27 protein-coding genes are annotated in these 22927 nt (G+C 57.3%); 12 read left to right on the top strand and 15 right to left on the bottom strand.

The window, feature by feature from the left end:
• The first annotated feature begins 33 nt into the window (after positions 1-33).
• Positions 34-1158, top strand: coding sequence for a succinyl-diaminopimelate desuccinylase (dapE, locus tag J9777_RS10365; RefSeq protein WP_209348770.1), 1125 nt, complete (start codon positions 34-36; stop codon positions 1156-1158).
• On the opposite strand, the gene nth is transcribed toward dapE, so the two are convergent.
• The 3 genes from nth to dapB are packed head-to-tail and all read right to left on the bottom strand — an operon-like array spanning position 1133 to position 2960.
• Positions 1133-1795: an endonuclease III gene (nth, locus tag J9777_RS10360; protein ID WP_209348769.1), complete on the bottom strand. Its 663-nt coding sequence runs from the start codon at positions 1793-1795 to the stop codon at positions 1133-1135. The two genes, dapE and nth, sit on opposite strands and share 26 nt — an antisense overlap.
• Positions 1796-1799: 4 nt before the next feature.
• Positions 1800-2201 (bottom strand): nuclear transport factor 2 family protein, encoded by a 402-nt coding sequence (locus J9777_RS10355; protein WP_209348768.1) that lies wholly within the window; start codon positions 2199-2201, stop codon positions 1800-1802.
• 27 nt (positions 2202-2228) lie between these two features.
• Positions 2229-2960 carry a 4-hydroxy-tetrahydrodipicolinate reductase gene (gene dapB, locus J9777_RS10350; RefSeq protein ID WP_209348767.1) on the bottom strand — a complete coding sequence of 244 codons (732 nt, stop codon included), beginning with the start codon at positions 2958-2960 and terminating at the stop codon, positions 2229-2231.
• A 53-nt stretch (positions 2961-3013) separates the two neighbouring features.
• Here dapB and J9777_RS10345 point away from each other — a divergent pair, with 53 nt between their 5' ends.
• Positions 3014-3718, top strand: coding sequence for an NAD-dependent deacylase (locus J9777_RS10345; protein ID WP_209348766.1), 705 nt, complete (start codon positions 3014-3016; stop codon positions 3716-3718).
• Positions 3719-3741: 23 nt separating this feature from the next.
• Complete coding sequence (locus J9777_RS10340; RefSeq protein WP_209348765.1) at positions 3742-4200, top strand: nuclear transport factor 2 family protein; 459 nt, start codon at positions 3742-3744, stop codon at positions 4198-4200.
• Between the two features lie 10 nt (positions 4201-4210).
• Here the strand turns inward: J9777_RS10340 and J9777_RS10335 are convergent, their stop codons facing one another.
• From J9777_RS10335 to mutM, 4 genes are all read right to left on the bottom strand, one after another.
• Positions 4211-4984, bottom strand: a complete 774-nt coding sequence (locus J9777_RS10335) for a HesA/MoeB/ThiF family protein (RefSeq protein WP_209348764.1) — start codon at positions 4982-4984, stop codon at positions 4211-4213.
• Between the two features lie 282 nt (positions 4985-5266).
• A complete protein-coding gene (gene dnaA, locus J9777_RS10330; protein WP_209348763.1) occupies positions 5267-6709 on the bottom strand; it encodes a chromosomal replication initiator protein DnaA in 1443 nt (480 codons plus the stop codon).
• A gap of 456 nt (positions 6710-7165) precedes the next feature.
• Positions 7166-7426 (bottom strand): 30S ribosomal protein S20, encoded by a 261-nt coding sequence (gene rpsT, locus J9777_RS10325; protein ID WP_209348762.1) that lies wholly within the window; start codon positions 7424-7426, stop codon positions 7166-7168.
• A gap of 423 nt (positions 7427-7849) precedes the next feature.
• A complete protein-coding gene (mutM, locus tag J9777_RS10320) occupies positions 7850-8665 on the bottom strand; it encodes a bifunctional DNA-formamidopyrimidine glycosylase/DNA-(apurinic or apyrimidinic site) lyase (RefSeq protein WP_209348761.1) in 816 nt (271 codons plus the stop codon).
• Positions 8666-8721: 56 nt separating this feature from the next.
• Here mutM and J9777_RS10315 point away from each other — a divergent pair, with 56 nt between their 5' ends.
• On the top strand, positions 8722-9453 hold the full coding sequence (locus tag J9777_RS10315; RefSeq protein ID WP_209348760.1) for a class I SAM-dependent methyltransferase: 732 nt from the start codon (positions 8722-8724) through the stop codon (positions 9451-9453).
• A 4-nt stretch (positions 9454-9457) separates the two neighbouring features.
• Positions 9458-11014 carry a 2-polyprenylphenol 6-hydroxylase gene (gene ubiB / locus J9777_RS10310; protein ID WP_209348759.1) on the top strand — a complete coding sequence of 519 codons (1557 nt, stop codon included), beginning with the start codon at positions 9458-9460 and terminating at the stop codon, positions 11012-11014.
• On the opposite strand, the gene J9777_RS10305 is transcribed toward ubiB, so the two are convergent.
• Entirely contained in the window at positions 11011-11415 is a 405-nt protein-coding gene (locus tag J9777_RS10305; RefSeq protein ID WP_209348758.1) for a DUF4345 family protein, read from the bottom strand. The genes ubiB and J9777_RS10305 overlap by 4 nt on opposite strands.
• A 138-nt stretch (positions 11416-11553) precedes the next feature.
• Between J9777_RS10305 and J9777_RS10300 the strand changes: the two genes are divergently transcribed.
• The 4 genes from J9777_RS10300 (at position 11554) to J9777_RS10285 (ending at position 14658) form a co-directional block, all read left to right on the top strand.
• Positions 11554-13164: a bifunctional phosphopantothenoylcysteine decarboxylase/phosphopantothenate synthase gene (locus J9777_RS10300; protein WP_209348757.1), complete on the top strand. Its 1611-nt coding sequence runs from the start codon at positions 11554-11556 to the stop codon at positions 13162-13164.
• Positions 13157-13603 carry a dUTP diphosphatase gene (gene dut / locus J9777_RS10295; RefSeq protein WP_209349524.1) on the top strand — a complete coding sequence of 149 codons (447 nt, stop codon included), beginning with the start codon at positions 13157-13159 and terminating at the stop codon, positions 13601-13603. The genes J9777_RS10300 and dut overlap by 8 nt, the downstream gene beginning before the upstream one ends.
• 80 nt (positions 13604-13683) lie before the next feature.
• Positions 13684-14256 (top strand): hypothetical protein, encoded by a 573-nt coding sequence (locus J9777_RS10290; protein WP_209348756.1) that lies wholly within the window; start codon positions 13684-13686, stop codon positions 14254-14256.
• Between the two features lie 60 nt (positions 14257-14316).
• Positions 14317-14658 carry a hypothetical protein gene (locus tag J9777_RS10285; protein WP_209348755.1) on the top strand — a complete coding sequence of 114 codons (342 nt, stop codon included), beginning with the start codon at positions 14317-14319 and terminating at the stop codon, positions 14656-14658.
• 19 nt (positions 14659-14677) lie between these two features.
• On the opposite strand, the gene J9777_RS10280 is transcribed toward J9777_RS10285, so the two are convergent.
• The 7 genes from J9777_RS10280 to secB form a co-directional block, all read right to left on the bottom strand.
• Positions 14678-15049: a VOC family protein gene (locus tag J9777_RS10280; RefSeq protein WP_209348754.1), complete on the bottom strand. Its 372-nt coding sequence runs from the start codon at positions 15047-15049 to the stop codon at positions 14678-14680.
• Between the two features lie 15 nt (positions 15050-15064).
• On the bottom strand, positions 15065-15592 hold the full coding sequence (locus tag J9777_RS10275; protein WP_209348753.1) for a DUF4199 domain-containing protein: 528 nt from the start codon (positions 15590-15592) through the stop codon (positions 15065-15067).
• A gap of 95 nt (positions 15593-15687) precedes the next feature.
• Entirely contained in the window at positions 15688-16089 is a 402-nt protein-coding gene (locus J9777_RS10270) for a response regulator transcription factor (RefSeq protein ID WP_209348752.1), read from the bottom strand.
• A 113-nt stretch (positions 16090-16202) separates the two neighbouring features.
• Positions 16203-16907, bottom strand: coding sequence for a DUF4136 domain-containing protein (locus J9777_RS10265; protein ID WP_209349523.1), 705 nt, complete (start codon positions 16905-16907; stop codon positions 16203-16205).
• A gap of 152 nt (positions 16908-17059) precedes the next feature.
• Complete coding sequence (gene trpS, locus J9777_RS10260; protein WP_209348751.1) at positions 17060-18088, bottom strand: tryptophan--tRNA ligase; 1029 nt, start codon at positions 18086-18088, stop codon at positions 17060-17062.
• 36 nt (positions 18089-18124) lie between these two features.
• Positions 18125-19696 carry a murein biosynthesis integral membrane protein MurJ gene (gene murJ, locus J9777_RS10255; protein WP_245228704.1) on the bottom strand — a complete coding sequence of 524 codons (1572 nt, stop codon included), beginning with the start codon at positions 19694-19696 and terminating at the stop codon, positions 18125-18127.
• Between the two features lie 28 nt (positions 19697-19724).
• A complete protein-coding gene (secB, locus tag J9777_RS10250) occupies positions 19725-20249 on the bottom strand; it encodes a protein-export chaperone SecB (protein ID WP_209348750.1) in 525 nt (174 codons plus the stop codon).
• A 262-nt stretch (positions 20250-20511) separates the two neighbouring features.
• Here secB and J9777_RS10245 point away from each other — a divergent pair, with 262 nt between their 5' ends.
• The 3 genes from J9777_RS10245 to J9777_RS10235 are packed head-to-tail and all read left to right on the top strand — an operon-like array spanning position 20512 to position 22923.
• Complete coding sequence (locus tag J9777_RS10245) at positions 20512-21171, top strand: Tim44/TimA family putative adaptor protein (RefSeq protein WP_209348749.1); 660 nt, start codon at positions 20512-20514, stop codon at positions 21169-21171.
• Positions 21172-21178: 7 nt separating this feature from the next.
• A complete protein-coding gene (locus J9777_RS10240; protein WP_209348748.1) occupies positions 21179-22354 on the top strand; it encodes an MltA domain-containing protein in 1176 nt (391 codons plus the stop codon).
• Positions 22351-22923: a Smr/MutS family protein gene (locus tag J9777_RS10235; protein ID WP_209348747.1), complete on the top strand. Its 573-nt coding sequence runs from the start codon at positions 22351-22353 to the stop codon at positions 22921-22923. The genes J9777_RS10240 and J9777_RS10235 overlap by 4 nt, the downstream gene beginning before the upstream one ends.
• Positions 22924-22927 lie beyond the last annotated feature (4 nt).

Genomic DNA, 22927 nt, shown 5'->3' with positions numbered 1-22927 from the left:
TAAGTCGCTTTCGGCTGGTTTAACCAGACAGCGATGACCAACGCCATAGACCTAGCTGAAAAGCTGATTGCCGCACCCAGCGTCACCCCTGCGACGGGGCTGGTGTTCGATGTGATGGAAACGATGCTGAAGCCGCTCGGCTTTGAAGTCCATCGCTTTGTGAAGGGCGAGGCACCTGACGGTCCGGTCGAGAACCTGTTCGCGATCCGGCGCGGTCCCGAGGGATCAAAGCATTTCGCTTTCGCAGGGCATTTGGATGTCGTTCCGCCGGGAGAAGGCTGGACTAGCGCGCCCTTCGCACCCGAACGCCGCGGCGATCTGCTATACGGGCGTGGTGCAGTCGATATGAAGGGCTCGATAGCGTCGATGGTTGCGGCGATGGCCGATGTGCCCGCCGATGCTGGGACGGTCAGTTTTATCATCACCGGCGATGAAGAAGGCCCTGCAGTTTACGGCACTCGCGCGCTGATCGATTTTATGAATGAGCGCGGCGACGTGCCCGACTTGTGTCTTGTGGGTGAGCCAACTTCGGTAAACCGGCTCGGCGATATGATGAAGATCGGCCGGCGCGGCTCGGTCAATATCTGGCTCGAGGTCGAGGGAACGCAGGGCCATGTTGCCTATCCGCATCTGGCCGACAATCCGCTGCCAAAATTGGTCGCGATCTTGGCAGAACTGGATGCGCTGATGCTGGATGAGGGAACTGACTGGTTCCAACCGTCCAACCTCGAGATAACCGATCTCGAAGTCGGCAATCCGGCGCATAATGTCATTCCGGCTAAAGCCACCGCGCGCATTTCGATTCGCTTCAACGACATCCATAGCGGCGCGTCTTTGTCAGAAACTGTCGGCGCGATTGCGGAGAAGCATGGCGGTGTGGCCAAGCCGATTATCTCGGGCGAACCGTTTCTGACCCCGCCCGGCGAGTTCAGCGAGATCATCGCTGACGCGGTGAAAGCAGAAACCGGCCTCGACCCGGAACCGTCAACAACGGGTGGCACATCCGATGCGCGGTTCTTGCGCGCGGTCTGTCCAGTGATCGAATTCGGTCTATGCAACGCCACCATGCACAAGACGGATGAGGCGGTGGCAGTCGCCGATCTGGAAACGCTAGCGCGGATCTACACGCGGATCACGAAGGCCGTTCTCGGCGCTTAGGTGCTTCCAACACCTTCTTTCGAAAGCTGCACAGATCAGTCAGTTGGCAGCGCCAGCATTCGGGTGCGCGCGCTTTGCAGATATAGCGACCATGTAGGATCAACCAGTGGTGCGCGTGGAGGCGGAAGGGTTGCGGAACCCACTTATCGAGCTTCTTCTCAACCGCCTCGGGTGTCTTGCCTTTGGCCAGACCGGTCCGGTTACCCATCCGAAAAATATGCGTGTCGACCGCAAATGTCTCCTGCTTGAACCAGCAATTGAGCACGACATTGGCCGTCTTGCGCCCGACACCCGGCAGAGTGACAAGCTCGTCCCGATCATCAGGCACTTCACTGCCATAATGATCAATCAACCGCTGCGAGAGGAGAATAACATTCTTGGCTTTGGAGTTGAACAAACCAATCGTCTTGATGTGTTCCTTCAGTCCGTCTTCACCCAGCGCAACCATCTGTTCCGGCGTGGTCACCTCAGCAAACAACTTCCGCGTCGCCTTGTTCACCCCAACATCTGTCGCCTGCGCGGACAGAGCCACCGCGACAACAAGTTGGTAGGCATTGCCATATTCCAACTCGGTCTCTGGCTCAGGATTATCCTCTGCCAAGCGGCGGAAAAACTCGAAGATTTGGTCGTTGGTCATTTGGTTAGACTGCAGTCACCTGTGCGACGTGCAATGTGTCGGCATATTGTTGGAATTTCACGGACCTGCCGCCTTCGATCGTCCACACATGGACAGCCTGCGTCCGCTGAGTTTTGCCGGTCGCTTTGTATGTTCCGACATAATGACCAAGAGCTATGACCGTATCGCCAGCATCATGGATCGCGTCCATTTCGACTCCAAAACCGTCCCATTCGGTTGCACAGCGCATAAACACACCCTCGGCAACGGCTTCTGGGCCGATATAGGGATTACCGTCTGCGTAAGGGAAATTATTAGCTTCGTTCCACACGATATCCGGGCTCATTGCGCCTAATACGCCAGGGACATTGCCAGAGGTAAAATCGGCATAGAGGCCCTTGATCAAAGCTACGTTCTCAACTGACATTTTGGAGTTCCTTCTCGTTCTCTTGGATTAGTCTAAATCGAGCACATCCTGCATCGAATACCGTCCCGCACCTTTTCCAGCTAACCACTCCGCAGCCTTCACCGCGCCTCTTGCAAAGATCATGCGGTTTTCAGCGTTGTGAGTGAGAGTGATGCGTTCTTCATTACCCGCAAAAGTCACACTGTGGTCACCTGCTGCAGTCCCGCCGCGCAGGCTGGCGAAGCCGATTGCGCCTTGTTCGCGCGCGCCGGTTTGGCCGTCTCTGCCGCGTTCTGAATTGATCGCAAGGTCGATGCTGCGACCTTCAGCAGCCGCCTCGCCCAGCAAGAGCGCAGTTCCCGATGGGGCATCAACTTTCATCCGGTGGTGCATCTCGACAATCTCGATATCCCACTCATCGCCGAGCTTGGAGGAGGCTTCTTCGACCAGGTGAGCCAGCAAAGTCACGCCGAGTGACGTATTGCCGGTTTGCAGGACAGCGATTGTCTGCGCAGCGGCATCAATGGCAGTATGGTGAGAGTTTTCCAGACCGGTTGTACCGATTACAATCGGGATACCTGCTTTGATTGCAGCATCCAAATTATGAGACAGCGCAGCAGGCGCAGAGAAATCGACCAACACATCTGCCTTGGCGGCCAATGCGCCAACATCATCGCCCTGGTCCGCTCCGCCAGCATAGTCATGCCCCGCATCTGCGATGGCTTGCTGCAAAGCTTGCCCCATTCGGCCTTTGCTGCCGATAATTCCGATAGTCGTCATTGCTTCTCCACTCCGCCTTGTGTTTCGCGAGGCGCATGTGCTTCATGGGGGACATGGGCAACAACCGCAATATCGTGATTCTGACAGGCGCTGGTGTAAGCGCGGAAAGCGGGATCGATACGTTCCGGGACGGTGGAGGCCTGTGGGAGCAACACCGCGTCGAAGATGTCGCCACACCCGAGGCGTTCCAGCGTGATCCCGATCTGGTTCTACGCTTCTACGACATGCGGCGTGAGGCTGTGCAGACGAAGGAACCCAACGCGGCGCATCATGCCTTGGCGCGCTTGGAACGTGAACCTGATGGCGACGTCCTAATCGTCACGCAAAATGTCGATGATTTGCATGAGAGAGCAGGTGCGAAGAACGTCCTGTATATGCATGGCGAGCTTTTAAACGCATGGTGCACTGCCTGTGACGCTCGCTCACGCTGGACGGGGACTTTGATCGATAGACCAACGTGCCCGGCTTGCGGTGCGCCGGCGCTGCGTCCCGACATCGTCTGGTTCGGCGAAATGCCTTACCGGATGGAAGAGATTTACGGAGCTTTGCGGCGGGCTGACCTGTTCGTCTCAATCGGAACATCGGGCGCAGTCTATCCGGCAGCGGGCTTTGTTCGCGATGCCCGGGAAATGGGCGTCGAGACGCTGGAGCTCAACCTGGAACGGAGCGAGGGATCGAGTTGGTTTCATGAGACTCGGCTGGGCCCGGCGACCGAGATTGTGCCTGCGTGGGTGGATGAACTAGTGGATGCAGGTTAGAACTCGGTGAGGGAGAAACAACGATGAAGCGGATCAATACACTAAGTATGGTCGCAGCACTGTTTGTGGCCGGTGTTCCTGCTGGTGCTGGTGCTGGTGCTGGCGTGGCGGCCCATGAGGTCAGCGCGCAGGTTGCCAAGGTTACGTCCTATGTAGACGCCTATAACGCCAAGGATGCCGATGCGATGCGCGCGCTTATGCACCCGGACATTCAATGGATCGCAATCGAAGGCGCTAAATCCGAAGTGGTGGCCGATGGGCGCGATTCTCTGGTCGCACAGATGACCGATTATTTCGACTCGCCGATGATTCCGCGGAGCACAGTCGGAGACATCATTGAGAACGGTCGCTTTCTGGTGATGCGCGAAACTGCGCATTGGACCGACTCTGATGGCAAGGATCGCGAGCAATCCTCACTTGCCATTTATGAAATGGAAGACGGACTAATTCGCCGGGTCTCATATTATCCGGCACAGAAATAGCGTCGGAATTTTAGGAGATCGCGGAACAGGCCTTGCACTCTGGATCCTTCGCAATGGTCAGCGTGCGCATCGCAGGCTTTAACCCGTCAAGCATATGTAGTTTGGCCCAACCGGGATCGCCCAACGCAGATTTGCCGTCGAGCAGAATGCGGATCGCTTGCATCGCGGCGAAGCTGCCAGCCCATCCGGCCATCGCGCCGAGCATTCCATCATCGGCGCAAGTGTCGCAATCATCGGCATCGAATGCATCACCGACATAGCAGCGATAGCATGACTGGTCGGGCAAATGCCCAGCAAAGGCAGCGACTTGCCCTTGGAAGCGCCCTACTGCGGCGCTGAGAAGCGGAATGCCCATTGCGACGCAGGCATCCGACACGGCGAGGCGGGTTGCGAAATTGTCGGTGCCGTCGAGAACCAGCTGCGAGCCTTCCAGGATTGCATGAACGTTGTTGGCAGAGATCCGGTCATCGCGAACATCGACTGATATGTGTGTATCAAAATTGGAGAGCCAGCGCCGTGCAGCGACTGCTTTCGAATGGCCAACATCGCGCTGCGTATAGATGGTTTGGCGTTGGAGGTTGGATAGCTCCACATCGCCGTCATCGATCAGCGTAATCCGTCCGATGCCAGCACCCGCCAGATATTGCAGTACCGGGCTGCCGATCCCGCCTAGACCAACCAGCGTTATCTGCGCATCGGCCAGCGCGACTTGTCCCACGCCGCCGATTTCGGGGATCACAATGTGACGCGCAAAACGGTCAAGGCGTTCGGGGGATAAGGCCATGGATAGGCTGTTGGCAGGGTGTGAACGGACTGTCGATGAGTTTTGTTTGCTTAGCCTCAAGCGCCGGCGGTCGCATTCGCTCCCTTAGGCTACCGCGCTAAACGCGCGTCGGGCAGTCGCCCTCTGACTGCCGTGGCCAAGAACGAGTCCGAGCCTGATAGCTTGGAATATTCGGTCAGCGACTAGCTGACCGCAAGCGCGACTGCGCGCCCGAGCTTATGCGAGGTAGCCAAGCGAGCCGGATGGCTCGCGCCCGGCGACTGAGGGACTAAAACAAAAAACCTAACTCTCCAACTGACGCAGCAAGCTCCGCACATCGCCGTCCATATCCGCATCGCGCTCACGCAGATCTTCGATCAGGCGCACAGCGTGGATTACTGTCGAGTGGTCGCGGCCACCGAATTTGCGGCCAATCTCCGGATAGCTGCGCGGCGTCAGCACTTTGGATAGGTACATTGCGACCTGACGAGGGCGGACCACAGCACGCGCGCGGCGTTTGCTGCTCATTTCGCTGCGGTCGATGCGGTAAAACTGGCATACGGTCCGCTGGATTTCATCAATCGTAATCCGCCGGCGATTGGCCGAGAGAATATCGGTCAGTTGCTCTTCGGCGAGTTGCAGCGATACGGTCTGACCGGTCAGCTGTGCATAGGCGATCAGCTTGTTAAGGCCGCCGACCAGCTCGCGCACGTTGCGGGTGATGGTGCGAGCGAGGAATTCGATCACATCGGCTGGTACTTCGAGCGGTGCAAAGCGTGTCAGTTTTGATTCGAGAATCTTACGGCGCAATTCGATATCGGCAGGCGCGATGTCTGCGACCAGACCCATCGACAGGCGGCTCAGTAAGCGCGGCTCGACACCGTCAAGCGCTTGTGGTGCGCGGTCGGCGGCAAAGACGAGGCGTTTACCTTCAGCCAGCAGCGCATCGATTGTGTAGAGCAGCTCTTCCTGAGCCGACGCTTTGCCGATGATGAATTGAATGTCGTCAACCAGCAGCAGATCGAAGCTGCGCAGTCGCGCTTTGAACTCGATCATCTGGTTCTGTTTCAGAGCCTGAACGAACTCAACCATAAAGCGCTCGGCAGAGCAGTAGAAAATGCGTGAGCGCGGATGCGCAGCCAGATAGGCGTGGCCAATCGCGTGCATCAGGTGGGTCTTACCCTGACCGGTTGCTGCTTTGAGATAGAGCGGGCTGAATTGTGGTGTCTCGGTCGCCGCCATACGCTGCGCAGCGTTGCAGCCAAGAATATTGGTTTCGCCAGTCACGAAAGCGGCAAAGGTTAGTGACGGGTCGAGGCCAACCGACGAAGTGAAGCCTTGTTCACCAATAGTGCCTGCGGCCACTGCGATCATCGACGAGTCGCCGCGATCATTGGCAGCGCTTGGGCCGCCCGCATAATCGCCGCTCAAATTCATATCGGGCAGCTTGCGGCGGCCAGGGTGAACTTGAATGCGAACATTGCGGATATCGCTCTTGGCGATTTTCCAGGCGAGCGAGAGGCGATCAGCGAATCGGTCCTGAACCCAATTCGCGGAAAATTCGGTTGGCAGATAGAGATCAAGCGTACCGGTATCCTTGCAGAAACCGCCAACCTGAATCGGCTTGATCCATTGGCTGTGCAGTTGGTGCCCCAAATCTTTCCGCAATCCCTGGCTGATGTCCGACCAATCGGCAGCCAAATTCACTGCTTCAAGATCTTCGGTGCCATCCTTTTTCGTTGCCATTACTTTGCCCAAATCCCGCAAATGCCGATCAAGAATGCCGGCTTGTTATGTCCCCAAGCATTGGAAGAAAAATGGCATAGCGCTGCCACGTCCCGGAATCGAATGTTCCGGGCTCCCCCCATTGCATAAATTCTATAAAGCTCCGGCTGTCCGGCCCTGAGCACGCAGCTAGTTATGAACGCGTGGCGGCGTGAAGCAAGGGGGGATATTGCAAAAAATCTGAAATATTTCGGTTGACTCGCCGCAACCCCGCAGGCCTCCGTTTAACAGGCTGTTTACTCTGCATTTTCGCCATAATGACGCGCGAATCGTGGAGTCACCTAGGGTTCTGGAGGACGACTCAGCCGAACCGCCCGAGTCTTCGCACTGCAACAAAAAAGGTCGGCGCCATTGGCACCGACCTCAATGTGTTTTTGCATGTCCAAAATGGAGCGAATCGCTCCACCATGGACCGAATCAGAGCGCTGCGACTCGCTTCGAGAGACGCGACATTTTGCGTGCCGCTGTGTTCTTATGCATCACCCCGCGAGCAACACCGCGCGCCAGTTCAGGCTGCGCGTCTTTAAGAGCCTCGGCTGCAACTTTTTTGTCGCCGCCTTCGATGGCGCTTTCGACCTTCTTCACGAAACCGCGGATGCGGCTCATGCGCGCGCCATTGATTTCAGCGCGGCGATCGTTGCGACGGATGCGTTTGCGGGCTTGCCGAGTATTGGCCATGTCTGTCCTTTATCGGGCCGCCACAAAAGCGGCCGGAATTCTTTAATTGGTTCGTTCGGAAACGGCAGTTGCCTGCCGGAAAGCGCGCCCTTTACCGAGGGAGGCGTGAGTCGTCAACGCTCTTTGTGCTTGTTTAGCCTCAAGCGCCGGCGTGCCCATCTGGGCACTTGGCTATCCTCGCTTTCGTTCCCGGGCGGTCACTTCGCTGCGGGCGGGCCGGTCGGCCCTATGACTGCCGCGACCTAGAACAGGGAGGAGAGAGCTGGTTCGCTGTGATCCGGTTCGCGACTAGCGAACCGCAAGGCCGACCGGCCGCCCGAGCTTATGCGAGGAAGCCAGCGAGGCGGATGCCTCGCGCCCGCAGGGCCTAAAACAAACACCTTCAACGTCCGTCACACCGCACGCGTGTTCTCGACCGTTCCCCTACCTCTGACACTTTGGGCAGAACCACGTGCTCCGCCCACCTTGCTCGATCCGCCGAATGGTTCCGCCATCATTCCGATCACAGGGCTCACCTTCTCGCCCATAAACTGCGAAGCGAGTAGCGAAGTAGCCGAGTTCGCCATCGGGCTGGGCGTAGTCTCTTAGCGATGATCCACCGTCCTTGATCGATTGCTGCAGCACCGTGACGATTTCTGGGATCAAGCGGGTCAGCATAGGCTTCGACACTTTCCCGCCCGCCTTTCGCGGATGGATGCCCGCGCGATAGAGCGCCTCGCATACATATATATTACCAAGCCCTGCGACGATCCGTTGATCGAGCAGCAGCAGTTTGATCGATTGCGATCGGCCGTTGATAGCTGCCTTCAAGTGGTCGACTGTCAGGTCAGGCCCAAGCGGTTCGGGGCCAAGCGATGCGATAGATGGCCATTGATCGATTGCATCGGTGGTCACAAGATCAACCCACCCAAACCGCCTCGGATCGCACAACGCGAATTGATGGTCTGCCGTGTCGATCACCAGATGATCGTGCTTGTCCGGCTCTTCAGGGTCTATCCGCCAACGGCCACTCATCCCGAGGTGGAAGATCAAGGTCGAATCGCGGTCGGTGTGAATCAGACCGTATTTGGCGCGGCGGCCCAATCCTGTGACAGTTGCGCCGGTCACCATTTGGACCAGATCAGCGGGGAACGGACGGCGCATATCGGGGCGGTTAAGCGTTACTCGCTCGATCCGTTCGCCATCGAGGAACTTTGCAAGGCCGCGAACCGTTGTCTCAACTTCTGGTAATTCAGGCATAGGTTGGCTCATAACACCCTTTGCCGCGCCCGCAATTGCCCCTAAGGACGCACCCCATGAGCGATACAGTTTCTTTCGGCTATAAAGACGTCGATGTCAGCGAGAAGACCGAGCTGGTGGGTGAGGTCTTTTCCAAAGTCGCCGCCAAATATGATTTGATGAACGATGTCATGTCAGGCGGGTTACACCGGCCATGGAAGGATCGTTTTGTCCGCCGGGTGAAGCCGCAGCATGGCGAGAAAATCCTTGATATGGCGGGCGGCACTGGTGACATTGCCTTTCGCATGGCGGAGCATGGCGCGGACATCACCGTGTCAGACATCAATCAGGAAATGCTCGATGTCGGCATAGAACGCGCGATGGAGCGCGGCATCGACGGTTTGGTCTGGTCGCGGCAAAATGCCGAAGAATTGACATTCTCCTCACGCATATTCGATGCTTACACGATTGCTTTCGGCATCCGGAATGTGACGCATATCGATAAGGCGCTGAGAGAAGCACATCGCGTATTGAAACATGGCGGGCGTTTCTACTGCCTCGAATTCTCGACCACCGAATGGCCCGGCTTCAAGGAAATCTACGACGTCTATTCACACAAGGTGATGCCGCAGATGGGTAAGCTGATCGCGCAGGACGAGGAAAGCTATCGCTATCTCGCCGAATCGATCCGCCGTTTCCCGCCAATGCCCAAATTCGAACAGATGATCCAAGATGCAGGTTTTAGCCGGACCAAGGTCGAACCTATCTTTGGCGGCGCGGTCGCAATCCATTCGGGTTGGAAGATCTGATCCCATGACTCGCCCGGTGACGCATATTTGGCGGCTTCTCAAATGGGGCCGGACGCTGGCGAAGCACGGCGCATTGCGTGGTATCGAAGCCGATCCCAACACGCCGCGTCCGGTCAAGCGGTTGGTGCGGCTCGCGCGGTTCGGCACGTTCCAACCCAAGACCCCTGACTATGCCAGCGCTTTTCGGGCGATTGGCCCCGCGGCGATTAAGCTCGGTCAGACGCTAGCCACGCGCCCAGACATTGTCGGTGAGGAAGCGGCAAATAATCTGTTGTCGCTGCAGGATGATCTGCCGCCAGTGGATTTTGCCGAGATCGAAGCCAGTATCGAAAGCAGCTTCGCGCAGCCTATCGATACGCTGTTCAGCAGTATTGATCCTGAGCCGATTGGTGCAGCCTCTATCGCGCAAGTTCACCGCGCGGTGACGACCGATGGCGAGGATGTGGCGGTCAAAGTTCTGCGGCCAGGGATCCGGGACAAGTTCGAGCGCGATCTGCAAACCTATCATTGGGCCGCCGCGCATCTTGAAGCGATGGGCGGCGAGGCAGAACGACTGCGGCCGCGTCTGACGATTGCGAACTTTGAACGCTGGACCAATCGCGAACTTGATCTGCGGCGCGAAGCAGCCTCGGCCAGCGAACTCGCCGAAACCATGCGTGCGATTGATGGGTATGAAGTGCCCGATATCGACTGGGACCGGACCAATGGCCGCGTGATGACGGTTGAATGGGTTGAAGGCGTCAAAATCAGCAAGCGTGATGAGTTGATCGCGGCTGGGCACGATATGGACGAATTGGCGAACCGTCTGGTTCTCGCCTTCTTGACCCAAGCGATCAGCGGTGGATTCTTCCACGCCGATATGCATCAAGGCAATCTATTCGTGAAAGCGGACGGGACGATTGTCGCGATTGATTTCGGCATTATGGGCCGGATCAACCGGCAGGCCCGTGCGTGGCTGGCAGAGATTTTGTACGGACTAACCACTGGCAATTATCAGCGCGTGGCGGAAATCCACTTCGAGGCGCAATATGTGCCGAGCTATCACGATGTCGGCGAGTTCGCGACGGCACTGCGCGCGGTGGGCGAACCGATGCGCGGTAAACCGGTGAGCGAGCTCAGCGTCGGCCAAATGCTCGACGGATTGTTCGCGATCACGCGCGATTTCGACATGCAGACACAGCCGCATTTGCTGCTGCTGCAAAAGACGATGGTGATGGTCGAAGGGATTGCGACCCAGCTCAATCCCGAGATTAATATGTGGGATACGTCCGCACCCTATGTCCGGTCGTGGATCCGAGACGAACTGGGCCCCGAAGCCGCGATTGCCGACCGGATCAAGGAAGATACCGATACACTGTTACGTATTCCGGCTTTGATCCGCCGGATCGAAGATCAATTCCCGCAAAAAGGCGGTGCGCCAGAACAAGCGCCATTGCCCGATGTTCCGTTGATGTGGGAAAAACGCCGGAGCGAAGGACGCAGCTGGCTTGGCTATGCTGTTGCTGCACTCGCGGGCGCGGGTGTGATCTTCGGTGCTATGTCAGCAGGCTGGATCGGTTAGTCACCATCGGCAACCCCATCTGCGACAGTGTGCGGTAAAATTCTGCTGCCGAGCAAGGTCACCACAATAAACAACGCCTCTACGATCATTGGCATGAAGAATTCGTCATCGGTGCCGTTGACGAACATCGTGATGATCCGGCCGAACAGAGTGACACCCAGCATAAAGGCCGGGATCAGTAGGATATCGCCGTTCCGCTTCCACGCGCCGTACAGCATCGACAGGCCGGTAATCGCAAAATAGGCGGTCATATCGCCGCGGATCGCGCCAATACCGGTGTTGCTAGTGGCGGTGATGCCAAAGTCCGCACCTTGGCTTTCAGGCCAAATTAGGAAGCTCAAACCGAGGAAGCAGAACAATAAGCCGCCCAGAAAGATGATCGCGGTTAGAAATAGGCGCATGATATAATTCCCCTCTCGGCGAAGGTTTATACGACGGTAGGGATATTCAGCCACCGAAAACTTAACCACCGAACGGCAGGGCTGGCGGCTTCGCGCGTCCGGCGCTAGTCTGGCGTTAATGATAATGAGGGGTTTGCAATGAGCGCGGGGACTGTCCGCAAGGTACTGCTCGTCGTTGGTGGCGGGATCGCGGCCTATAAGAGCTGCGAGCTGGTGCGCCTGATCCGCAAGGGCGGTGCGGAAGTGACCTGCGTCATTACGAATGGCGGGCAGCAATTTGTGACGCCCATGTCGCTCGCGGCGCTGAGCGAGAACCCAGTATACACCACGCTGTGGGACCTCAAAAACGAAGCCGAGATGGGCCATATCCAGCTTAGCCGCGAGGCTGATCTGGTGGTGGTCTGTCCGGCGACGGCCGATCTGATGGCCAAGATGGCCACCGGCATTGCTGACGATCTTGCGACGACATTGATCCTCGCGACTGACAAGCCCGTGATGGCTGTTCCTGCGATGAATGTCCGGATGTGGGAGCATGACGCGACGCAGCGCAATGTGGCATGGCTGAAGCAAGCCGGCGTCCATGTGGTCGATCCCGATGTGGGCGCGATGGCGTGCGGCGAGTTTGGTCCGGGGCGTTTACCCGATCCCGAGATGATCTGGCTCGAGATCGCTGATCTGCTCGGGGTTGATCCGGGCGATGTGGGCGCTGCAGAAATTTCCGAGTTTGTCGAGGCCGTCGAGCCGGAGCCCGAGGCAAGAGGCGGACTTGGCGGCCTGTTGTCCTCGCTGATCCCGCGTAGCACGCCGAAACGGACTGAAGACGAGATCGAAGCGCAATGGTCTGAAGAGCAGGTTCAGGAAGAGGCGGGCGAAGTCGACGACAGCGCAGGGCCGGTTCTTGCCACGAAAGGTGGCGCGTCTTCTGCTCCGCCGACCGATCCTGAAGCGACCAACCACACCGTCAAAACAGGCGCTGGCGATGCTGCGCCCGAGCCACTTGATGGTGATCAGCAGCCGGTTGCCGTGGGCGCAGACCCGTTGGATGGTCAACCGGACTTTGATGAAAATCCGGAACATCGGCCGCTCTACGGCAAGCATGTTTTGATCACCGCCGGACCAACGCGCGAGCCGATTGATCCAGTGCGCTACATTGCCAATCGTTCCTCGGGTAAACAGGGCTTTGCTATCGCGGGCGCTGCTGCTGCGGCAGGTGCGCGGGTGACGTTGGTGGCTGGGCCAGTATGGCTCGACACACCTCCGGGAGTTGACCGGATTGATGTCGAATCCGCGCGCGATATGGCCGATGCGGTGAAAAAGGCGCTGCCCGCCGATGCCGCGATCATGGTGGCAGCGGTCTCCGATTGGCGCAGCAAGGACACGTCGGATGAGAAGATCAAGAAGCGTGGCTCTGCCCCGCCAGCACTCATGCTGACCGAGAATCCCGACATTCTTGCCAACACTGCAGCGGGCGGAAAACGGCCCAAGCTGCTGATTGGCTTCGCGGCGGAGACCGAGAATGTGCTCGATAACGCCAAAGCCAAGCGCAAGCGCAAAGGGGTGGACTGGATCGTCGCCAATGATGTCTCATGGAGCAACGGTAAGAGTGTGATGGGCGGCGCGGATAATCGTGTGCATATCGTCACCGAAAAGCGTGTCGAAAGCCTCAAAGAAATGCCAAAGGCGGATGTGGCGCGCGCGCTGATAGAACGCGTGGCCGAGGCTTTGGAAAAAGAGGACGATGATGACTAATCCGGTTGGCGTGCAGGTTAAACGATTGCCCCATGGCGAAGGGCTTGATCTGCCTGCGTATGCGACATCGGGTGCGGCGGGGATGGATATTCTCTCTGCGGAAGATGTGATTCTGGAACCGGGTATGCGCCATGCAGTCGCGACCGGCCTATCGGTGGCAATTCCGGAAGGGTACGAGATTCAGGTACGTCCGCGCTCTGGCCTCGCGTTCAAATTCGGCGTTACTGTCCCGAACACACCGGGGACCATCGATTCCGATTATCGCGGTGAGCTGAAAGTGCTGATGATCAATCATGGTGCGGATGCGTTCCCGATCAAACGCGGCGAACGCGTAGCGCAATTGGTGCTGGCACCGGTTACGCAGGCCCAGTGGCACGAAGTCGCGGAACTCGACGACACCGAGCGCGGCGCAGGAGGCTTCGGCTCGACCGGCCGCTGACTCGCAGACTCCCCTTGTAATTTTTCGCGAACTCTTGAAGGTCCACAATGTTGAACTTCGTGACAATCGGGGAGCTTGCGATGAAACTCAAAGGATTGATGACGCTGGTTTTGGCGCTCGCGCTTGCAGGGTGCGATGCTTGGACAGCGAAGGCACAGCTTCTCCCGACCAGTGCGCGCGACTCTATTGGTCTGGCCGGGCAATACAGTTCAGCCAAATCGGAACTCCGCGTCACGCCATTGGGCAATCGCCGCTATGCGATGTCGCTTCGCCAAGGAGACAACACGAGGACCACGACCGCCTCGTTTGATCTGCTGCGGACCGACCCGATCGGCAGTGCTCAGGATGGCGATAGCTACACAAAATACTACCTCGTCGAATATGAGCGAAAGAATGACAATGGCGAAGTTAGCTATGCCTATGACGTCGTTTCGACTGAATATTCGGACGAGTATCCCGACCCGCAGCTTGGGCACTATTCGGTGATCTGTTCGGAAGCCGCTGCACGGCTCGCTGCCTCAAGCGAGAGTGCGTGCGAGTTTTCAAGCTATCGCGCTGTACGCGCTGCGGCGCTGGATATGCTGGGCTGGCTCGATGAGGCCCGCGCCGAGGTAAAACTCGAATCCTTCTACCGGCCATCGGATGATAGTTGATATGACTATCTTGCGATCTATTGAGCGGAGCTCGCTTCGCAGTCACAGGCGGAGTCGCTGATGTTCGATATCGGCGCGATGAGTGCGAGCGGACTGATCCTGCTGCTGTTGGGATTGCTCGTTTGGATCGTACTTTTGGTCTGGCTGTCAGAGCGAATTTTGCGGTTCATTGGTCTTCGCACGGCTTGGGGGCCGCTCGATCCGCGCAATATGATCGGCACGCTTCTGTTGCTGATCGGCGCTATCCATTTAGGGAATTATGGCCTGGATTTGATAGAGAGCAGCATGAGTGACGGGGCCAATAATGCCTCTCTCACCTTCCCAAGTGCGTTTCTGATCGGATCGGTTGCTATCGGGGTCGGCATTGCTGCTGTTCGTCATTGGCGCAGACAGAAGAAATAGCAGGCGAGTAACACCACGGTCAGACGTGCTGATCGATCAGGATCGAATTTCCATCGGGATCAGTCAAAGCGATATGCGCCGGACCGGTTTCGCGAATATCGGCCTCTCGATCGAGATTGATACCTGTGTCTTTGAGAGACGCCTGAATGGCGCGAACATCATCGAATGAATCGAGAGTTTCCGCCTTCTGATTCCAACCTGGATTAAAGGTTATAACGTTGGCCGGGAACATGTCTTGGAAAAGGCCAATCACTGTCTCACCGTTCTTCAGCATCACCCAATTTTGGCTTTCTTCGCCGTGAAATTGCTCGAAGCCTAACTGCTCGTAAAACGCCTTGGATGCGGCGATGTCCTCAACGGCCAGGCTGATGGAAAAGGCACCTAGTTTCATAACGTACTCCTGGTTTTAGCGTGCGGGCAAAATCTTAGGATTCCGGAGAAGAGCGGCGGAGATCAATGAGATTGTGAAACCGACCGGGAAGATCTCCATAAATGTCATGGGCAAGCGTTGGAGCGGCTTTGCGTAAGAGGCTTTCAACTCCTCCATTTCGGCGGCGAATGCAGCCATCGTCCGCGCGTCAGCGCCGTCTGCCTGTTTCGCTTCGATCAATCCCGCCGTGTAGTCATGTATGAATCTGAAGTCGGTGCTTGCGAGATAGGCTTCCCAAACCGCGACATACATCACTGCTGCGATGGCAGCGATGCCCAAACCCATGCCGAAAGCCGGAAGGAAATGGATCACTCCTCCCAACTCTATATCGCGATGTCGTTTAATGCCGACAAAGATCATCGACATGCCGATGAGCATTATCAGGTAACCGAAATATTCGCTGGCGAAAAAGCTGGCGTTGCCGCCCGAGATGATGCCAGCCAGCATCGCCAATATGACCAATACGCCAGACACGACACCGTAAATTACCATTGCTCTCAACATCAGGGCTTTCCTCGATTCGTTGTCTCTACCGATGGATGAGCCGGGGTGGATCAACAATCACCCTCATGGGTGATTTGCCTCCAAAATCGGCAATTTCAGGCGATTAGCTGCAACGATTTGGCTTTTTCGATTGCTAGCATGCGTCGGTCGACTTCCAGCTTGGAGAATAGGCTGGCAACGTGAGTTTTGATCGTATTGGGTGAGATATTGAGAGTGCGCGCGATCTCTTTGTTGGTTTGTCCGCTCGCGATCGCTTCCAGCACTTCTAGCTCACGGTCGGAAATTTTGAGCGAACGCAGCGCGGCGTGATTGCGCTCGAAATCTTGTGGCGCGGTTTTTCGTGTCAGCCGGTTACCGACCCATACGCCGAGCGATATGAATGCAAGCGCAAGAAACCCGATATAGGCGTCTGTTCCGAACTTGCCTGTGAGATGGCCGTATTCGAACCAATTGAGCGCGAACGCTGCGACCGCAAAAAGAGCCGCATATACTACCATAGTCTGCCAAGTTCTTGAGGACATGATCACGGAGCGTTTGCCACCGCGGCAGACAAAAGAAAAGGCGGGCCGTTTCCAGCCCGCCTTTCAAACTCATATCCAAAGTTACCCGATCAATTGACGCGGCGCACTTTGGTCTCTTCAGGCTTGATCGATATGCGCAGTGTCTCGCCCGAATTGCCGGGGAAGTCGGTAAACATTGCTTCGACCAGATTGGGGACGAGATATTGCAGGCGGTTGGAGGTGGAGACCGCTTCGGCCTTGCCTTCGAACAAGCGGCTGCCATCGGCAGCATTGTCGATCTTCATATCAACCCCGCTGGTGTATACTGTATAGCTGCGCACTTCTGGACCGCCGAACCATGGATCATAGAAGCCGAAGCCCCATGCGCGTGATCCGCGGAATCCACGATAGCCGAAACGGCTGCGGGTGCGGAATGGTGAACGGTAATAGGGACGGTACCGGCCCCATGCGCCATAGTAGGGATCGACAAATCCGGTGGAGCGAACCCGCTCGCGGCCCTTGTCCACGCCATAGTCAAAGCGAACCAACAAATTGGCACTCTCGGGCGATCCTTGAACATAACCAAGTCGCGCCATTTGCTCTTCCACCAGATCGGCATAGAGCGAGAATTCGAGCCCGCCAGCCAGTGCAGGGTCGTCGGCAACAACGGCAAAAGTCTGTCCCTGCGGTGCCGGGAGTTGGCTTTGGAAACGCGACACGTCGGCTTTGAAGCCAGTGGTCGCACATGCGCCCAGACTGACCAGCAGCAATGGCACCATGGCCATCCTTGCGAAGCGTTTCTTTGATGCTGTCATTTGCGACATGATGATGCGCCCTTTCGAAATCTGAGTGCCAGCGCGGCGTCCCCCGACGCGTAAAGGCTGTCACTTACGGCGTGTATTGTAAAGGCTGCGTCTGAACCAACTTTGAACGGTTCGGTTCGGAAATTCGTTATTTTTCAGTGGAATCAGCCGCGTACAAACCCCAACGCCTTATAAGCATTGTCGAGCGTGTCGGCTCCACGTTCGCGTGCTTTGGCAGCGCCGCGTGCCAGAATCGCATCGAGCGATTCGCGGTCTGACTTGAGGTCACGGAAGCGCGCCGAGATCGGTGCAAGCGTTTCCGCCAGCACTTCACCGAGCGCTGGTTTGAACTTACCAAACCCTTCGCCGCCAAATTCGCCAAGCACCGTTTGCACACTTTCACCGGTAATCGCGGCGTAGATCGTCACCAGGTTGAGCGCTTCGGGCCGGCCTTCAAGTCCGGCCTTTTCTGATGGCAGGGCATCGGCATCTGATTTAGCCTTCTTGACTTTCTTCATGATCATGTCGGCATCGTCGGACAGATTGATCCGGCTCATTTCGGACGGGTCGGATTTGCTCATCTTTGCGCTGCCGTCGCGCAGGCTCATAATCCGCGCTGCCTGCGGCGGGATATAAGGCTCGGGCAGAGTGAAGACAGGCGTGTCCTCTTCACAAAAGTCATTGTTGAATTTCTGCGCAATGTCGCGGGCGAGTTCAAGATGCTGTTTTTGGTCATCGCCTACGGGCACGTGCGTGGCCTGATACAGCAGCACGTCAGCGGCTTGCAGCACGGGATAGCTGAACAGGGCAATGCTCGCGCCTTCACGGTTTTTGCCGGACTTGTCCTTGAACTGCGTCATCCGGTTGAGCCAACCCATCCGCGCAGTACCCGTCAGCAACCACTGCAATTCGGTATGAGCGGGCACTTGCGCCTGATTGAACAGCACCGATTTGTTCGGATCAATCCCGCAAGCGACCAAGGCCGCAACCATTTCGAGCGTTCCCGCTTTCAATTCAGCCGGATCATGCGGCATCGAGATGGCGTGCAGATCGGCGAGGAAGAACAAGCATTCGCTGCCCTCTTCGCCGCTGGCCGCGATATCATCCTGCATCTTTACCCAATTGCGGATCGCACCAAGGTAATTGCCGAGATGGAGATTGCCTGTGGGTTGGATGCCGGAAACGACTCGCATTATCTGTCCTAAATATTGGTGGGCGAAGCGGGGTGCTTAGCCTTGCCGCTGCATAAGCCGAGCAATCGTCGCGCGGTCAAGCACTCGTAATGCAATCGCCGCAATTCCAAAGGTGACGATGCCGGTCAGCATCACTGCCGATATGCTGCCTGCTTTCTCAACAAAGCTGCCCGAAAAATAGGGATCGAGCATCGGCATCACGAACCACAGCGCTGCGCCCATGACCGCCGCTGCGACAGCAATTCTGATGAGCTTCCCGAGAATTTGACCGGTCAGGTGGAAGTAATCCCGTTTCACCAGAATGATGTAGAGCAACGTTACATTGCACCACGCCCCGACCGCGCCAGCAATCGCCAGAGCCAGTACGCCATAGGTCGGCACCAGCAGGATATTGAGCCCGACTGTCACCACCAGCGAAGCCGCCGCCGTGTAGACCGGCGTGCGCGTATCTTTGCGAGCGAAGAAATTCGGCGTGAGCACTTTGATTAACACATAGGCAGGCAGGCCAATGACCAATCCCGAAACTACAGTACCCGTGATGAGCGCATCCTCATTAGTGAATGCACCGCCGCCGAAGAAAACGCGGGTGAAAGCGCTGCCGGTAATGAACAGCGCCACTGCCGACGGCACGGTGAGCAGCATCGACAATTCCACCGCATTGGATTGCAGACGCTGTGCCTCTTCACCTTCCTCTCGCGACAGATAACGAGAGAGGGCAGGCAAGATCGCAGTGCCGAGCGCGATGCCGATAATGCCGAGTGGCAATTGATTCCAACGGTCCGCCATGGCGAGATAGGTGTAGCTGCCGACAGGAAGTGTGGAGAGGAAGAACAAGTCGATGAAACGGCTGATCTGATAAACGCCCGCGCCAAAGATTGCCGGAACGACCAGCACGCCCAATTCCTTCACGCCGCTGGTTAGTTTTGGCGCGACCAATCCGATCCGGAAACCAGCTTTGCGCATCCAGACGATCAGCCAGACCAGCTGCAGGAAGCCCGATAGCGACAAGGCGAACGCCATAAATGTCGCGGTTTCGCGCCGTGCAGCGAGGCCGCTGTCCAGCGTCGCGCCATAGGACAACGCCGCAATCAAGCAGATGTTGAGCAGGATGGGCGCAGCGGCTGCAGCTGCAAAGCGCGACAGACTGTTGAGCACGGCGGCGAATACCGTCGCGAGGCTCATAAACAGCAGATAGGGGAAAGTGATCCGCGCCATCATTGTCGCGATGGCCAGGCTATCGCCGTCTGCGGCCAAGCCGTCAGGAGCAAAATATTCGACCACCCACGGCATCACCATCAGCGCAATTGCACCGAAGACAATCAGGATCGGCAGGAGAACTGCAAGTACGTTTTCGGCGAAGGCGCGCGCCTCGCTGACGTCGCCATCTTCCTTCATCCGCCGGTTAAACAGCGGGACGAACGCGCTGGCGAAGGCTCCCTCGGCGAACAATCGCCGAAAGATATTGGGCAGCATAAAGGCGAGCTGCCACGCGTCGCCCATGGCGGTTGCGCCCAACACTCTTGCGACCAAAATATCCCGGACGAAGCCGAACAGGCGGCTGACCGCAGTCAGGCCGCCGATAGTTCCGACGTTTTTGAGCAGGCTCATGATTGAGTGCCCGCTACCATCCAGTCGCTTACGCGTTGCCTGCTGGCGCGCCGCCAGCTTCGGCGTCTTGCTGCGCCTTCTGCTGCAATTGCTGCATATACAGGCCGTTGAAATCGATCGGGTCGAGTGTCAGCGGCGGGAAGCCGGCATCGCGCGATGCATCGGCAATGACGCGGCGTGCGAATGGGAACATAAGGCGCGGAGCCTCGGCATACATAAATGCATGCATTTGTTCGTCCGGCAAATTGCGCATTCCGGCGAGACCGCAATAGGACAGCTCGATCAGGTAAGCACTGCCTTTTTCACATTTGGCAGTGACATTCACTTTCAACTCGATCTCGTGAATTTCGTCATTGATCGGCTTTGCGCCAATGTTGAATTGCAGATCGATATGCGGCTGGTCTTCCCATTGGAAGCTCTCCGGCGCATGCGGGTTTTCGACCGAAAGATCCTTCACATATTGCGAGATGATGCCAGCAACCGGGCCGGTATCTTCGCCATTGGGTGCAGGGTCCATATTCAGGTCGGTAAGAACGTCGCCTTCGTCGGCCATGTCGTTTCGTCTTTCATTCTGGTTAGGTTGTTGTCCGCCCCATCCGGGTTTTATGCGGGTTTGGCCGCGCGCCTAGCATTCAAGCGCAACGCCCGCAACGTGTGACGCACCCTCGGATGCAATAGGAGCGAAAACAGCCCGCAAAAACCGCAAATTGCCGTTGTTCATTTGTATTCAGTCCCTATTTAAGGCAGGAATGGTAATAGATTAGGGATAAGAGCATCTTGGCTCCGTCTCGAATGTCGCAAAACAGGTATTTATCGTGATTTTTGAAATCGTTATCCTCGCTATGATCGCAGCCTTTTTGGGCTTGCGTCTCTACTCAGTGTTGGGCCGCCGTGCCGAGCATGAAGAGGAATCGATCCCCAATCGCTTCGATCCGGCGCAACCGCCACCGCCAGCAGCAGTGCCGCAACGCAAACCCGCACCCAATGCAGAATCGCAATTTGATGGCATGCCCGATGTGATTCCGGCGGTAGAGCGCGGCGTTCGTGAGATTGCGGCTGCTGATAGCCGCTTCGACATCACGGGCTTCGTCGAAGGCGCGAAAGGCGCTTACGGAATGGTTCTTGAAGCATTCTGGAAAGGCGACCGCGAAACTCTAAAAGAGCTGTGCGACGATGATGTCTATGAAAGCTTCGACGGTGCGATCACTGCACGCGAAGAAGCTGGCGAAAAGCTCGACAACCGCCTGATCAGGATCGAAGAAGCAGTGATTGATCGCGCTTCGCTCGACGGAACGATGGCCCGCGTCGCTGTTCGCTTCGTGGCCGATATCGCTGCCGTAACCTATGACAAGGATGGCAATATGATCGCTGGCTCGCTTGATGATGCGGTGGAAAGCCGCGACATCTGGACATTCATGCGCGATGTGAACTCGACCGATCCGGACTGGCTGCTCGACGAAACCGACGAGGGCTGATCACGCCATGCAGTCATTGCCACGGGCCATCATAGCGTTCGGCTCGCTGGCATTGTTGGCTGCTTGCGGGCGGATTATTCCCGAAAGCACCCCGAACCCAATTGATGTCACCAGCGCGCGGCTGGCTGGTGTAAAGTCCGGTCCGGCAGTGAGCAGCTTTGGGCTTGGTACGAGCGATGCCGAGGCAGGCCTGAGATCGTTCATAGAGTCCTGCCCGACTTTGCTGCGGCGCGATGACAGAACCGGATTGACCCGCCAGAGTGATTGGCAGGCGGCTTGCGACGCCGCGCCCGCCGCCAAGGGCAATGCGGCGAATTTCTTCCAGACTTACTTCGAAACCGCACAGATCGGATCGGGCGAGGCTTTTGCTACGGGCTATTTCGAGCCCGAAATTCGCGGATGCCGGACGCGTAAGCCGGGCTGTGAAGTACCGGTCTATGCGATACCTGGCGATCTGATCCGCAGGTGGCCGGATAGTACGCCGGAGGCTGAGCGGACTGGACGCCCACCGTTGGGCCGGATCGATGCAAATGGCGACTTCGTTCAATATTTTGACCGGACCGCAATCGAAGAAGGTGCGCTGGAAGGGCGCGGGCTGGAAATCGCCTACGCCGTTGATCCTGTGGAGATGTTCTTCCTCCAGATACAAGGCTCGGGGCGGCTCAAGTTGGATGATGGCGGCGTCATGCGGATCGGTTATGCCGGTCAAAACGGACGCGGTTATACCGGTATTGGTGGGGTGATGCGCGAACGCGGCTTGCTCGGTGATGGACCCGGGCAATATGCCGGGTCGATGCAGGGCATCATGCAATATATTCGCGAAAACCCTGAGGATGGCCGTGATCTGATGCGGCTCAACAAGAGCTGGATTTTCTTCCGCGAATTGACGGGTGACGGGCCGCTGGGTTCGATTGGCGTACCTGTGCGGCGCGAAAGTTCGGTCGCGGTGGATCCGCGCTTTGTTCCTTATGGCGCACCCGTATGGCTCGATCTGGACCGCGATGTCGCGGACGGATTGTGGATCGCGCAAGACACCGGCGGCGCGATCAAAGGCGCGAACCGCTTTGATACCTTTTGGGGCGCTGGCGAAGACGCGCGCACCATTGCCGGCGGTATGAGCGGGCGCGGTACAGCCTATATCCTGCTGCCCAAAGGCACCGTCAAACGTCTCAATACCAAGTGAAGCTTCCCCGCGGCCTGACTGCCGAGGAAGAAGCGGCTTGGGTGCATCTGGCATCCTCGGTCGAGCCGATGGACGGGCGTGAACTGCCACGGCTAAGCGAGAATGCGGAGACTGCCACAAAGACGCCGCGCAAATTCGTCAAAACAACGAAGCGCGTACAACCCGCCCCGCCAAAGTTTCCGCCAGTCCAGCAATCGCCGCGCCCGCCGCACCGCATTGGTCACGCAAGCCTCGACTCGCATTGGGATAAGAAGCTGAAGGCTGGCAGTATTGCGCCCGACTACACGCTCGATCTGCACGACCACTTTGTCGACGCCGCCTATGAACGGCTGGATCGTGGAATGCGGCAAGCCAAAGCGATGGATGCGCGGCTCGTGCTGGTTATCACCGGCAGGCCGCGTCCGGTTGAGGCAGCAGACCGCGCAAACAAACGCGGCGTCATCCGCGCGAAAATTCTCGATTGGTTGGCCGCTGGTGATCACGCCGATTCAATCGCGGCTGTCCGTAAAGCCCACCGCAAACATGGCGGCGAGGGTGCTCTCTATATTGTGCTTCGCCGGAATCGGTAGCTAG

Origin of the sequence: Pontixanthobacter sp. CEM42, assembly GCF_017812015.1 — a bacterium.
Taxonomy (GTDB): domain Bacteria; phylum Pseudomonadota; class Alphaproteobacteria; order Sphingomonadales; family Sphingomonadaceae; genus Pontixanthobacter.
The sequence above is the reverse complement of the archived record's forward strand: the minus strand, read 5'-3'. Positions and strand labels throughout refer to the sequence as shown.

Excerpts from the sequence above, each read along its gene's own strand:
- dapE (WP_209348770.1), top strand. The coding sequence starts at position 34 with ATGACCAACGCCATAGACCTAGCTGAAAAGCTGATTGCCGCACCCAGC.
- J9777_RS10305 (WP_209348758.1), bottom strand. The coding sequence starts at position 11,415 with ATGCGCCTATTTCTAACCGCGATCATCTTTCTGGGCGGCTTATTGTTC.
- J9777_RS10290 (WP_209348756.1), top strand. The coding sequence starts at position 13,684 with ATGAAACTCAAAGGATTGATGACGCTGGTTTTGGCGCTCGCGCTTGCA.
- J9777_RS10240 (WP_209348748.1), top strand. The coding sequence starts at position 21,179 with ATGCAGTCATTGCCACGGGCCATCATAGCGTTCGGCTCGCTGGCATTG.
- dnaA (WP_209348763.1), bottom strand. The coding sequence starts at position 6,709 with ATGGCAACGAAAAAGGATGGCACCGAAGATCTTGAAGCAGTGAATTTG.
- J9777_RS10285 (WP_209348755.1), top strand. The coding sequence starts at position 14,317 with ATGTTCGATATCGGCGCGATGAGTGCGAGCGGACTGATCCTGCTGCTG.
- nth (WP_209348769.1), bottom strand. The coding sequence starts at position 1,795 with ATGACCAACGACCAAATCTTCGAGTTTTTCCGCCGCTTGGCAGAGGAT.
- J9777_RS10355 (WP_209348768.1), bottom strand. The coding sequence starts at position 2,201 with ATGTCAGTTGAGAACGTAGCTTTGATCAAGGGCCTCTATGCCGATTTT.
- J9777_RS10280 (WP_209348754.1), bottom strand. The coding sequence starts at position 15,049 with ATGAAACTAGGTGCCTTTTCCATCAGCCTGGCCGTTGAGGACATCGCC.
- J9777_RS10265 (WP_209349523.1), bottom strand. The coding sequence starts at position 16,907 with ATGACAGCATCAAAGAAACGCTTCGCAAGGATGGCCATGGTGCCATTG.
- J9777_RS10275 (WP_209348753.1), bottom strand. The coding sequence starts at position 15,592 with ATGTTGAGAGCAATGGTAATTTACGGTGTCGTGTCTGGCGTATTGGTC.
- J9777_RS10300 (WP_209348757.1), top strand. The coding sequence starts at position 11,554 with ATGAGCGCGGGGACTGTCCGCAAGGTACTGCTCGTCGTTGGTGGCGGG.
- rpsT (WP_209348762.1), bottom strand. The coding sequence starts at position 7,426 with ATGGCCAATACTCGGCAAGCCCGCAAACGCATCCGTCGCAACGATCGC.
- J9777_RS10270 (WP_209348752.1), bottom strand. The coding sequence starts at position 16,089 with ATGGTAGTATATGCGGCTCTTTTTGCGGTCGCAGCGTTCGCGCTCAAT.
- J9777_RS10335 (WP_209348764.1), bottom strand. The coding sequence starts at position 4,984 with ATGGCCTTATCCCCCGAACGCCTTGACCGTTTTGCGCGTCACATTGTG.
- J9777_RS10315 (WP_209348760.1), top strand. The coding sequence starts at position 8,722 with ATGAGCGATACAGTTTCTTTCGGCTATAAAGACGTCGATGTCAGCGAG.
- dut (WP_209349524.1), top strand. The coding sequence starts at position 13,157 with ATGACTAATCCGGTTGGCGTGCAGGTTAAACGATTGCCCCATGGCGAA.
- trpS (WP_209348751.1), bottom strand. The coding sequence starts at position 18,088 with ATGCGAGTCGTTTCCGGCATCCAACCCACAGGCAATCTCCATCTCGGC.
- J9777_RS10345 (WP_209348766.1), top strand. The coding sequence starts at position 3,014 with ATGGGCAACAACCGCAATATCGTGATTCTGACAGGCGCTGGTGTAAGC.
- murJ (WP_245228704.1), bottom strand. The coding sequence starts at position 19,696 with ATGAGCCTGCTCAAAAACGTCGGAACTATCGGCGGCCTGACTGCGGTC.
- dapB (WP_209348767.1), bottom strand. The coding sequence starts at position 2,960 with ATGACGACTATCGGAATTATCGGCAGCAAAGGCCGAATGGGGCAAGCT.
- ubiB (WP_209348759.1), top strand. The coding sequence starts at position 9,458 with ATGACTCGCCCGGTGACGCATATTTGGCGGCTTCTCAAATGGGGCCGG.
- secB (WP_209348750.1), bottom strand. The coding sequence starts at position 20,249 with ATGGCCGACGAAGGCGACGTTCTTACCGACCTGAATATGGACCCTGCA.
- mutM (WP_209348761.1), bottom strand. The coding sequence starts at position 8,665 with ATGCCTGAATTACCAGAAGTTGAGACAACGGTTCGCGGCCTTGCAAAG.
- J9777_RS10340 (WP_209348765.1), top strand. The coding sequence starts at position 3,742 with ATGAAGCGGATCAATACACTAAGTATGGTCGCAGCACTGTTTGTGGCC.